Below are 12,834 nucleotides of genomic sequence, written 5' to 3'. Positions count from 1 at the left end.
CTTTTTTTGTTGAATATAAAAAAAAGACACCTGCATTAGGCGCCTTGGACCACTCTATTTTATATTATGCAGAATAATTGGGTCATGTATGTTTCATTGAGGTGAATAGAGGGTATATTATAACGGAATTAGATCCGGCAGATTTCGTTCGGACACAATTCGCAGTGGCAAATTTCTTGCAGCATGCCAAGGTCCTTGATGACAATCATACCGTTCTCATACTCAACAGCATCTTTTTTACGCAGGTCGCTCAGCATCCGGTTAACACTTTCACGAGTGGCACCGATCATGTTGGACAAATCTGTATGCGTAATTTTTTTGTTGATAAGGATATTCTCACCATCGCTGCTCTTCTCACCGTAGGTGTTGCCAAGACGAATGAGCGTGGAGCAGAGTGCACCTGGTTTGCCGTACATCATTAGATCACGGAATTTAGTTTGGGTGAGACGGTGATGAATACCCATCCATTTCATAAAGTCGATAGCAAAGTCACAATGTTGGCAGATGAGAATTTCTAGATCCTTTTGTTCGATGACGCCAACTTCACTTTCTTCAATCACTTCGGCTGTAAAGCTATGCTTAGTGCTGAAGAATGGATCTGCTTGACCTACCATATCACCAGCTTGATACATATAAAGAATGAGTTCTTTACCTTCATCAGTAGATTTAGTTAATTTCACACGTCCACGTTTGATATAAAACAATTTATCCGAGTAGTCGCCTTCCCAGAATAGATGTGAACCCTCTGGAACTATGCGCTCTTTCATTGTAACTAGAAGTCTGTTGAAATTCTGTTCGGAGAAACAGTTTGTATTTCCGTGGGCTTCGATAACATTGTAATGTTCTTTTAGCATAATCGACATCCCCTTTATTCCCTCAGTTTTTCAGTAAATTTTAAATTAATTATACCTTGAAAATCCCTCGAATTGGTTATAAAAAATCGTTTAAAAGTGTCGAATTTTCAACATTGTGATAAATTTCACTTCTAAAGTGTTCGATGTAATATTCTTTTTAACTAAAAAAGAGTAAGTGATCTCACGTTTATGATATATGAACAGCGGCTATCCATTATTCTCAAATACTGGGTTAATCGCTGTTTTTTTGCGTCCCCGTTAGATTGTAACATATAACACAGTTGAAATTCATGTTCAAGAAATTAGTTTTATCTCAACTCCGTATAAATGCACACATCTTCATTACGGTCGGACATTGGCTCTACTGCTATGCAGCGATATCCTGAAATTGGAGCAAAAATCAGGAGAAGGAGAAATCATATATGGCAAAAGTAGCAGACAAATATCTTAAGGTTGATCCGTGGGCAATTATTGAAGAGGGCTTTGATCCAGAGCGAAACCGGACTTCGGAATCTATTTTTTCATTGGGTAATGAATATATGGGTGTACGGGGATATGCAGAGGAAGGGTATTCAGGTGACACCCTGCAAGGAAGTTATTTTAATGGATTAAATGAACAATTGGATATTGGCAATCACTACAAAGGGATTATTCGCTCGCTGAGATATATGGTGAATGCAGTGGACTGGCTGTATACACGTCTATCTGTAGATGGTGAACAGCTTGATTTAGCAAAAAGTAACGTAACGGATTATGTGCGTAGGTTGGATCTTCGTAAGGGTACGTATCGGAGAGAGCTAGTCTGGCATCTAAACGATGGCAAGTCGCTAAAAGTAGTCTTTACACGTCTGGTCAGTATGACTATGTCTCATTTGGGGTTGCAGCGGGTGGAATTTGAACCCCTTAATTTCTCGGGGAGCGTGGACATTTGTGCAGGTCTTGATTTCGGCATTATTCATGAAGAACGCGGCGAATGTATGTGGAACAATCTCCGCAGCGGAGTAAGTGGAGCGTCCTCTGCTATTATGGCGAGTACAGTGAATACTGGGAATAAGCTGTTCTCAAGCTTTACCTTACAATCCTCGCAGCCGTTACAGCTCACTGCTACTGAGAGTGATAAGTTTATTGGACAAAATTTCACCCTCAACCTTACGAAAGGAGAAGTCTCCTATTTTACCAAACTGGTTATGAACTATTCGGATAGTGATTCTGCCCATACAGCTGAAGAGCTGTGGAGCAAAGGTCTGTCTCTTGCTGAAACCGCAAGCCAATTGACGGATACTCAAATAATCGCTGATCAGACAGCTTATTGGAAGGGCATCTGGGAGACAAGTGATATCCGAATTGAGGGCGATCCTGAGAATCAACAGGGTATTCGTTTCTGTATCTTTCAGCTTTATCAGACCTATCATGGCGACCATCCCGGTTTTAATATTGGCGCCAAAGGGCTGACGGGGGAAGTATATCGTGGGTTGGCTTTTTGGGATACAGAATCCTATTGCTTACCGTTCTATATGTTCAATAATCCAAAAGCTGCCCGGAGCTTATTGGAATTCAGATATAAAACATTGCCACAGGCTATGCAGCGCGCTAAAGAAGTGGATTGTGAGGGAGCCTGCTATCCTATTGCTACTATAGATGGAACAGAAAGCTGTGATCTCTGGCAGCACTCTAATCTTCAGCTTCATGTAGGGACTGCTGTTTCTTATGGCATTTGGCATTATGTCAAAAATACAGGTGATAAAAGCTTCCTGCATAGTAAAGGGGCTGAGATGCTGATTCAGATCAGCAGATTCTATGCTACACGTGGTCAATGGGGGCAACGCAGCGGGGAATATGGTTATTTTGGCGTAATGGGTCCTGATGAGTTCCAATTGATGGTCAATAACAACTGTTACATTAATCTGATGGCTCAACAATCTTTTGAATACACCCTAGAGACTCTTCTGGAGATGAAAGAACAAGCTCCTGCTGCTTTTGCAGCTGTGGTAGAGAAAACAGAACTTCATGACGAGGAACTCACCGATTGGGAAAATAAGGCGCAGCATATGCGGATTCCGGTTGACGAAGTGACAGGAGTTTATGAAGAGCATGATGGGTTCTTCGATATGCCACATATTGATATTCATTCGATTCCGGTAACAGAATTCCCATTATATTCGAACTGGTCATATGATCGTTTGTATCGCTATGACATGATTAAGCAGCCGGATGTACTTATGTTTATGTTCTTGTACAGCGGACAATTCTCTAAAGAAGCGAAGCTGGCGAACTACGAATACTACGAGCCTAGATGTATTCATGAGTCTTCGCTGTCACCTTCGATCCACTCCATTTTGGCAAGTGAAATCGGCAAACCCGAGGAAGCATATTCGTTTTTTGAATTTGCTACTCGACTGGATTTAGACAACTATAACCGCAATACCCGTGAAGGGCTGCATACTACCTCAATTGCTGCTGCTTGGATGAATATTGTTTACGGCTTTGGCGGAATGCGATCGGATGGAGCGCGTCTGTCCTTTCAGCCAACCCTGCCAGAACGCTGGGATGAATATAGCTTCCAAGTGTTGTATGAAGGAGTGCTTCTGAGAATTGTGGTCGACAAAAATTCAGTAACAATCACTGCGGTTAATGGTGGAAGTACCGAAATTATAGTGTACGGACAGTCGATTACAGTGGATGTTTCCGGGAAGACGCTTCCACTAGGCGAAGGGATGCTGGCAGGATGAACTGGACCGCAAAGGATAGTTGTTTTGATAAACAGCTGGTGACGACAAACGGTAACAAATATATGTTAGGCAACGGCTACATGGGATATCGCGGCACACTGGAGGAATTCAGTAAAACCGAGCTAGCAGCTGTCACCCTCGCAGGTCTATATGACAGAGCAGGAGACAAATGGAGAGAACCCGTTAATGCCCCTAATGGATTGTTGACCAAAATTTTCTGTAATGATCAGCTCTTAAGTGTGCTTGACCGTGAACCGGTCGCTCATACTCAGGAGTTAAATATCCGAAATGCCATTCATCATCGGAGCACTGAATTTGCTGTATCTGACGGAGGGACGTTGACGTTTACCGCAGATCGTTTCGTAAGCCAGGATAATCTTCACTTGCTCGTTAGTAAATACTCTATTCGCAGCACACAAGACTGTCGAGTAGCCATTGAGACGGGAATTGACGTAGATGTGTGGGATATCAATGGACCTCATCTCTACGGACAAACGGTGCAATTGAAGGACGAGGTGCTGATCTCTTCATCGGTTAGCGGAGAATTGAAGATTCCGGTGGTTGTGGCGGAGAGGGCGGTATTCAGTTTTGGTGAGGAGCTACTGGAAGATGGTGCTGCTGTTCGCCGGATTTCTTTTGATGCCCGTGCGGGTGAGACGTATGAATGGTTTAAGTATGTAGCAGTCTATACTGGACTTGATGCTGATCAGCCGGAGACGGAAGCTGTTAAATCTGTCCATGCTGCTGAGGCGCTGGGTTATGAGGCGTTATTTAAGTCTCACCGTCTGATATGGGATGAGAGATGGTCACACAGTGATGTAATCATCGAAGGTGATGAAGCTGCCCAATTTGCCTTGAGATATAGTATCTATCAGCTGTTAATCATTGCGCCTACAGTTTCGGAGAAGGTGTCTATTCCAGCACGGGGATTATCGGGTCAGGTATATAAGGGAGCTGTATTTTGGGATACGGAAATGTTTATGTTGCCGTTTTTCCTGCACAGTGATCCTAAGGTAGCGCGGAACTTGATGATGTACCGGATTCATACATTGGATGGTGCTCGCCGTAAGGCAGCGGAATATGGATTTTTGGGCGCATTTTATGCTTGGGAAAGTCAGGATACGGGAGACGATGCCTGTACTTTGTTTAATGTGAATGATGTATTTACAGGCCGGCCGATGCGCACCTATTTCCGCGATAAGCAGGTTCATATCAGTGGTGACGTTGTGCATGGGATCTGGAAATATGTTCAATTCACAGGCGATGAAAGTCTGCTTACTAGTGGAGGAGCAGAGGTCATTTGGGAATGCGCTCGCTTTTTCTACTCTTACGCTTACTATAATTCGGTTAAACAGCGGTTTGAGATTCTGGATGTTACAGGTCCGGATGAATATCATGAGCGTGTGAACAATAATGCTTTTACGAATGCACTGGTTAAAGAGACGCTTGAGATTGCCTTGCGTACGGCAGCTTTGCTGCAAGAAAAGTATCCTGAGGATTACATTCAATTGTCCGCTCAGTTTAGCTCAGGGCCATTCCTAGAGGAGTTCAAAACGATGCTGGATAGCTTTTATGTTCCACAGCCTGATCCTGCCAGTCTTGTTATTGAACAATTCGACCGGTACCTCACCTTGGAGGATGTAGAACTAACAGAACTGAAATCACGTGTGCTTAATAAAAATGAGTATTTTGGCGGCGGCAATGGCTTAGCTACCACCACAACCATACTTAAACAAGCAGACGTTGTGTTGATGCTGAATTTGTTCAAGCACTCCTTTAGCAAAGAAGTGAAACAAGCGAACTGGGAATTTTACGAACCGCGTACGGAACACGGATCAAGCTTAAGCCCTTGTATCTACGCTTTGGTAGCTGCTGACATTGGTTCACCGGATTGGGGCTATCCGTATTTTATGCGTACGGCTACCGTCGATCTCACCGGCGAATCTAAGCAATATGTAGGGGATCTCTACATCGGAGGGACTCATCCGGCTGCGAATGGTGGTGCTTGGATGGCTGCGGTTCTTGGCTTCGCTGGGTTGGACTACGATGGAGGGGTTGTGCACATCAATCCATCTCTGCCGAAACATTGGCAGTCCGTTCAGCTTCCGGTTACCCTGCGCGGCGATACCATCCAACTGCGGATTAGTAAGGATGAAGTCACTGTGATCACAACTGCTGATTACAGTGGAGACTTGGTATTCTCGGTGCAAGGCGGAGAAGGCAAGTCTTGCTCCGCAGGTGAGACCCTTCGACTGGCCTTTGACGAAACGGGATTATAAATATTAATACACAACGGAGAGGAAGCAAATCAATGTTGGAAAATATGAAAGGCGCCATCTTTGATCTGGATGGCGTGATCGTAGATACAGCCAAATATCATTATTTGGCGTGGGCGAGTCTTGCAGATGAGCTTGGCTTTAAATTCACGGAGGAGGATAACGAACGGCTTAAAGGTGTGAGCCGGATGAGATCACTTGATATCCTGCTGGAAGTGGGTGGCCTGGAATTTGAGGAAGCAGAGAAGCAGGCAATGGCGGAAAAGAAAAACCGCCTGTACGTAGAATACATTTCTCGACTCGAGGAATCGGAGCTGCTGCCTGGAGTGAAAGAATACCTAACAGGATTGAGATCACGTGGGATTGGGATTGCATTAGGATCAGCCAGTAAGAACGCTGAGTTTATTTTGAATAAGCTGAACATTACAGACTTATTTGATGCAGTTGTTGACGGCAACAAAGTGTCACTAGCCAAACCGGACCCAGAGGTGTTCCTGATCGCGGCTCAGGAGATAGGCTTGCAGCCGGATGAATGTGTTGTGTTTGAAGATGCTGAGGCAGGCGTTCAAGCAGGTAAAGCTGCTGGGATGGAGGTTGTAGGTATCGGCAAACCTGAGGTGCTGAAGGAAGCTGATCTGGTCGTAAAAGGATTGTATGAGCTGCTGACAGACTAAGGCTCTAAATGAACATGGGACCGACTCCAAAGTAGCGGATGACTTTGGGGGCGGTCTTTTTTTGTGCAAAGTCTCTGTATTTAGCTAGCTCAGACTGTCTATCGGACCTCATAGTCGCTATTAGCCATAATACGGCTCATTTGCGAGCCTATCGGACCGCATAGTCGCTATTGGCTCGAAAAGCCCTCATATCGAACATGTTTGGAACGAATAACGCCTCTGGAGTCCGAACCTCCCTGTAAAAGCAGGGATTTGTTCAAATAGCTGCATCTGAGTCCGATCGCTCATCGTGAAGAGTATGTGTGGGAATGCAAAACGTCGAATAAGTAGCTGAGCTGCACATTAAGTAATTCAGATAGTTAGTCTAAAGCTCAGACGGTGATCGGACCCCCATAGTCGCTATTAGCCGTACATTAAGTAATTCAGAAAGTTAGTCAAAAGCTCGGACAGTGTATCGGACCTCATAGTCGCTATTAGCCAAAATTACGCTCATTTGAGAAGATATCGGACTCCATAGTCGCTAATGGCTCGAAAAGCCCTCGTATCGCGCATGTTTGGAACGAATAACGCCTCTGGAGTCCGAAACTCCCCGTAAAAGCAGGAATTTGTTCAAATAGCTGCATCTGAGTCCGATCGCTCATCGTGAAAAGAGTGTGTGTGGGAATGCAAAACGCCGAATAAGTAGTAAGTCGCACATCAAGTAATCCAACGCCCACAACGCCTTATAACGCCACCATCGCACATCAAGCAATCCAACGCACAATAAGCACCACCATCGCACATCAAGTAATCCAGACGCCCAACAACAAAGCACATTCATGTATTGAAGTACTTGAGTGTTCAAGTGTTCAAGGAGATACATGGCGCTTCTTCATTGTGGGAGCATTTCTCCTAGCCCCACGCAGTGTCCTTTATACCGCTCCCACTTTTTCTGTTTGCGGTTTTTAAGAGTTCCGTTGATGGAGTTGCGAAGTGGAGGTTTGGAGCTGGAGAAACGCCAGTGGTCGCCTTTATCCTCGGATTTCTACCGCTCAGCGGTATAAAATCAGGAAATCTGAGGATAACAGCGATCGTAAGCTCAAACGCTCTACGTAGTGGCGAACATATCATCATGCTCTTTTTATCCGCCCAACAGAAAAAACTACATACAAATGAACATAAAAAACTTTAAAATAAACATATGTAAGCGTTTATCACTTTGATATAGTTATTGAACCCGGAGGTGTATCTCGATGTTGTCTAGGCTGATTAGGCCGATTTTGAAGCTAAACGTCAAACAACAGCTTATCCTGCTGTTTCTGATTATGATCTCGCCCATTCTGTTTTTGAACATTTACGGGAATATGAAGGCTGAGCAAATTCTGAAGCGCCATGTGACGAATGCTTATGTAGAGCTGAACAAGCAAAACTTCACCATCATTAACCGAGATATCGATACCGTAAATAAAATTACTACCACTGTAATTCAAAACCCTCTGATTCAGCAGATTAATATGACGGGTTCGGATACCATCCTGGAGCGGGTTAAACGATATGAGACGATAGAGAAGCTGTTGGTCAGTTACTCGCAGGGAGCGGAGCGTGGGGACGGCATCTATTATTCCCTTTATATATACGATCCCGAGGATTATTATTTTTTTGCACCCAATTTCCCGCAGGTTAAGAAGGCGGGGGTATATTTCTTTTCCAAAGCGGAAGAGCCCTATTGGTTCGAGGAGGTTGTCCAGAAAAAGGGTCGCGGATCTCTAAAATTTACAGGGAAGCTAAGTGCACAAGCAGAAAACTTGAAGACACTTACCTACATGAGAGCTGTCAATAACATCTCCAGAAAAGCTGAGACCATTGGGGTTTTAGTCATTACCAAAATGGACGCAAAAATCGGAGAATCCCTCAAATCCATATCGTTGCCTGATGGTGATATTTACTTAACAGATCTGGATAATCGTGTACTCGCTTCTACTACGAATAATACTGGTGAGATCATTACGCTGCCGGAGACGGTCGTTGCTGAGGATTTGGAAGGAACCGTGGATGTTATTACCTCGGATTTTATTTATGTGGTCAATAATAACCATGCCTTAGGACAGAAGCTAGTCTACAAAATCGCCGTAAAAGCGCTGCTGCAGCAACAAAACGAAATGAAAAGTGTGATTCAATACATAACTGTGGCCTATGCTGTTTTTGGATTAATCATGATTACTTATTTCTGGCGTTCATTAATGACGCCTTTGCAAAAGTTAGCTTTTTTCGTCCGGAAGTTTGAGCCAGGCAATCGTGTCCCTGAGACGCCAAAAAGAGGGAGTAACGATGAGGTCAGTGTGCTGATTGGATCTACCTATGACATGGCCCGCAGGCTAAATGGACTAATTACTTATAAATACCAGATGGAGCTAAAACAGAAGGAATCACAGCTTCAACTGCTCTATCAGCAGATCAATCCGCATTTGCTCTACAACACTTTGGAGAGTATTTACTGGAAAAGCTCGCTGGAAGGTAACGTTGAATCCGCCGAGATGATCAAGGAATTATCCAAGCTTATGAAGATTAGCCTCAGTCGGGGAAGGGAGCTGATTAGCCTTGAAGAAGAGCTGGAGCATGCAACGGCCTACATCAAGCTGCAGCAGCACCGGTATGATTATATATTTCGTGTAGTAATGGAGATTCATCCAGATACGAAAAGAAATCTAATTCCTAAAATTACCCTGCAGCCGTTAATTGAGAATGCTATTATTCATGGTGTCAAAAATATGGGCGAGGATGGGGAAATCATCATTAGCGCAGTTTGTGTGGACGATACCGTCGAGATCACTATTGAAGATAATGGCTATAAGACTGTTGATTATCAGGCCATCGAAGCTGTGCTGAATGACGACAGTCCAAATCCGGCCAGCGGTTACGGGATTCGCAACATTAACCAGCGTATTCATTTACACTTCGGCTCTGATTATGGCATCAGCTATACCCCTCGTAAAGAGGGCGGTACATTGGTGACGGTTAAGCTTCCGAAATCAGAGAATCAGGACTAAGGAAGGGGAGCATACAGATATGTTCAATATATTAGTTGTGGATGACGAACCCTTGATTTGTAAAGGGCTGAGCAATTTATTAGCTTCTTCGGGGTTAAACATAGACCATATTTATACAGCAAACAGTGGTTTTGAAGCGCTGGACTGCATTCGGATGGAGGAAATAGACCTGCTCGTTACTGATATTCAGATGGGTGCAATGAGCGGGATTGATCTAATGCAGCATGCAAAATTGGCCAAACCCTGGGTACAGACCATCGTGATTTCTGCACACGAGACGTTTCAATATGCGCAAATGGCCGTTAGGCTTGGAGCGAAGGATTATTTGATCAAACCTTTGAACAGTGAGCAATTTCTGGATTCGGTGCGAAATGTGCTGCTTAAGATGGGGAAACCATCACCAGAATTGGATATTTTCATGTCAGGAATTAACGAAAGCTTTCGGCTGGAAGAGCCGCTTCCGGAATACAGCAAGTTATTGAATGAGCTGCTCATTGAGCCTGAAGGTGTACTGTGTGATGCAGAACGCTTGCAAAAGCTGGATAACCTGAAGCTGCAAGGGCCGTATTTTTCCGTCTTAAAAATTAAGGTGCCTCTGGCTGGAACGAATCAGGAGAAGCACTACACCCTGCGGGACAGACGGCTTCTTTGTTATGCCGCGCTGAATATCGCCAAAGAGCTGATGGATCAGGAGTGGAACTCGACAGCCTTTTACGCAGAGGATGAAGAGATTACGATCATTATTCAGTGGGATGAAAAAAGCTATGAAGATTCGTCTGCCAGCCAAATTAATAGGCTAGATATCCTTGGCCGTAGTCTTCATTTTAATATTCAAAAATATCTGCACTTAAATGCAGTTATCGGCATCAGCCAGATTCTCAAGGGTCTTTCTTTTATGGCTGTATTGAACCGTCAAGCCTCCAAAGCCATTCTCTGGAATAATGAACACAATGACCATTATGTGTTTTACTACGGGGATTTTAATTGGAACAGCTACACAACCGATCCTTCAGTAGAAGAGCTTCATACACGCAGCAATCTGATTGTAGAGAAAGCGAGAGAGTATATTGACGAGAACTATGCGCAAAAAGGATTAACCATCCATGAAGTGGCTAAGAAAAACCATGTCAGCCCCAATTATTTGAGCTATCTGTTTAAGAAAAATACAGGTTACAACCTGTGGGAATATGTAATTAAGCTGCGGATGGAAGAAAGTCGGGAGATGATTTTGAACACAGATCTTCGCAGATACGAAATCGCCGAGCGTGTAGGTTATGAATCACCGGAGCATTTTAGTAAAATTTTCAAAAAATATTATGGGATTAGCCCCAGTGAATTGAAGAAGTAAAAACACATACTACTTCGGTAGATTTAGACATGTTCAGTACAACCCTCATTTTCTACAATTTAAGGTAGGAAGCATTTTGCGAAAAATGCTGAAAGAAAAATGGAATGAGGGAGCCTGATGAATCAAACCGCAGTTGTATCCGAAAATCCGCCGGCGCTGAAGGGTACACCTTACAAGCAAAACCGCTGGAAGAAAAACTTTTGGGGATATATGTTCCTCGTACCTGCTGTGATTATTTTTGTAATGTTCTTGTGGGTGCCAATTTTTAAAGGCTTGTTGTACAGCTTCTACCATGTTGATTTTGTAAAAGGGAATAGCTTTGTTGGCTTTGAGAACTATGCTAGAGCCCTTAGTGATCCGGATGTTTTGACCGCGTTAAAAAATACAGGGTATTACATGCTTCTATGTCTTATTATCGGGTTCTGGGTTCCGATTGCTTTTGCTATTATGATCTCGGAGCTGAGAAGGTTTGGGGGCTTTGTGCGGGTAGCGGCTTACCTACCTTTTGTAATGCCTGGTGTGGTGCTATATGGACTCTGGAGATGGCTTTATGATCCTGTGGGCCCAATCAATGCAGTATTAAGCTCGCTTGGTGTGGACCAGGTTGCCTTCCTGACAGATACAAGGTGGTCGATGATTTCCCTTGTTTTTATGGAGACGTGGCAGCAGTTTGGATCAGGGATGTTAATATACTTGGCTGCTGTACTCAGCATTCCGCGGGATTGGTATGAAGCAGCTGAGATTGATGGGGCGGGTGTGTGGGCACGTATAAAGTACATCACATTGCCTTCGCTGCGTAATTTGATCATTTTGATGTTTATATTACAGATTATCGGGACTTCACAAGGGTATCAGTCACAAATGGCGCTGCTTGATGGTGGACCGAATAATACTACGCTTACCTATGCGCTGCTGATCGTAAAATATGCTTTTACGCGACTCGATTATGGAACAGCGACTGCGCTTGGCATGCTAATGTTCATAGTCCTAGGTGGTTTGGGCATTTTACAGTTCAAGCTTAACAAGGAGGACAACTAAGATGAAGAGCGCAGATAGAGGGATTCTCTCAGAACATGATTTGAAAAAAACAAGCAATAAGATCGTTTATGGCTTGATGTGCGTGGTTATTTTGATTATGGTGTTTAGCATGCTGTATCCGATCTGTATGACGTTATTTAACGGACTGAAATCGAATCAAGAGGTGAACTCATTCCCACCGCATTTTTTCCCGCAGGAATGGCACTTCAGCAACCTTAAAGAAGCGATGAACTACATTGATCTGCTGATGTTCCTTAAGAACACTATTTATATTTTTGTGGGGAATATGGTCGTGACACTAGTCGTATTGGGAATGTCTGCTTTCAGCATTTCTCGTATGAATGTTCCTTACAGAAAGGCAATTTATTTCTTTTTCCTGATGACATTGTTTATTCCGGCGACCAGCTACATGATTCCCAACTTTGTCAATCTAAAAGAGCTTGGATTACTGAATCAGTACGCTGCCTTTTGGCTGCCGGCTGGTGCGAATACATTCTATTTTCTACTCTTAAAGAACTTTTTTGATGGGATACATCCTGAAATTTTTGAAGCCGCGCGGATTGACGGCTCCTCTGAGCCGAGAAGCTTTTTCTCCATTGCAGTGCCATTGTCGGTTCCGATATTTGCTACGCTGGCGATCTTTATCTTTTCTACTGCATGGAATGACTGGTTCTGGCCATCTCTGGTTATGCACAGTGAAGAGAAATATACGCTCGCGACAGCAATCTATAAATACGTTATTAATGTAAAGGCACTTAATACGAATATTAAATTCGCTATCCTATTTATCGTATCGTTGCCGCCGATCCTTGTCTTCCTGATCTTCCAAAAGTTCATTATGCGTGGCGTCGCATTATCAGCAGTTAAGGGATAAGCGCGGATCGACGAA

Annotated in this window: 8 protein-coding genes; 7 read left to right on the top strand and 1 reads right to left on the bottom strand. The window is 43.8% G+C overall.

Features of this window, described 5'->3' with window-relative positions; genetic code table 11:
- Positions 1–128 precede the first annotated feature (128 nt).
- A complete protein-coding gene (locus tag NST25_RS22220; RefSeq protein ID WP_036682945.1) occupies positions 129–854 on the bottom strand; it encodes a Crp/Fnr family transcriptional regulator in 726 nt (241 codons plus the stop codon).
- A gap of 422 nt (positions 855–1,276) precedes the next feature.
- Here NST25_RS22220 and NST25_RS22215 point away from each other — a divergent pair, with 422 nt between their 5' ends.
- From NST25_RS22215 to NST25_RS22185, 7 genes are all read left to right on the top strand, one after another.
- Positions 1,277–3,583, top strand: coding sequence for a glycosyl hydrolase family 65 protein (locus NST25_RS22215; RefSeq protein WP_340392495.1), 2,307 nt, complete (start codon positions 1,277–1,279; stop codon positions 3,581–3,583).
- The gene (locus NST25_RS22210; RefSeq protein ID WP_340392494.1) at positions 3,580–5,862 is read left to right on the top strand and encodes a glycosyl hydrolase family 65 protein; all 2,283 of its coding nucleotides are present in this window, start codon (positions 3,580–3,582) and stop codon (positions 5,860–5,862) included. Before NST25_RS22215 ends, NST25_RS22210 begins: the two co-directional genes overlap by 4 nt.
- Positions 5,863–5,894: 32 nt before the next feature.
- Positions 5,895–6,533, top strand: coding sequence for a beta-phosphoglucomutase (pgmB, locus tag NST25_RS22205; RefSeq protein ID WP_340392493.1), 639 nt, complete (start codon positions 5,895–5,897; stop codon positions 6,531–6,533).
- Between the two features lie 1,232 nt (positions 6,534–7,765).
- Positions 7,766–9,559: a histidine kinase gene (locus NST25_RS22200; RefSeq protein ID WP_076193077.1), complete on the top strand. Its 1,794-nt coding sequence runs from the start codon at positions 7,766–7,768 to the stop codon at positions 9,557–9,559.
- A gap of 19 nt (positions 9,560–9,578) precedes the next feature.
- Complete coding sequence (locus NST25_RS22195) at positions 9,579–10,907, top strand: response regulator (RefSeq protein ID WP_076278412.1); 1,329 nt, start codon at positions 9,579–9,581, stop codon at positions 10,905–10,907.
- Between the two features lie 117 nt (positions 10,908–11,024).
- Positions 11,025–11,945 (top strand): sugar ABC transporter permease, encoded by a 921-nt coding sequence (locus NST25_RS22190; protein WP_076129625.1) that lies wholly within the window; start codon positions 11,025–11,027, stop codon positions 11,943–11,945.
- 1 nt (position 11,946) lies between these two features.
- Positions 11,947–12,819, top strand: coding sequence for a carbohydrate ABC transporter permease (locus NST25_RS22185; protein ID WP_036682930.1), 873 nt, complete (start codon positions 11,947–11,949; stop codon positions 12,817–12,819).
- Positions 12,820–12,834 lie beyond the last annotated feature (15 nt).

It is taken from the genome of Paenibacillus sp. FSL E2-0190, from assembly GCF_037992965.1.
Classification (GTDB): Bacteria; Bacillota; Bacilli; order Paenibacillales; family Paenibacillaceae; genus Paenibacillus_AQ; species Paenibacillus_AQ odorifer.
This window is presented reverse-complemented; position numbering and strand designations above follow the sequence as displayed.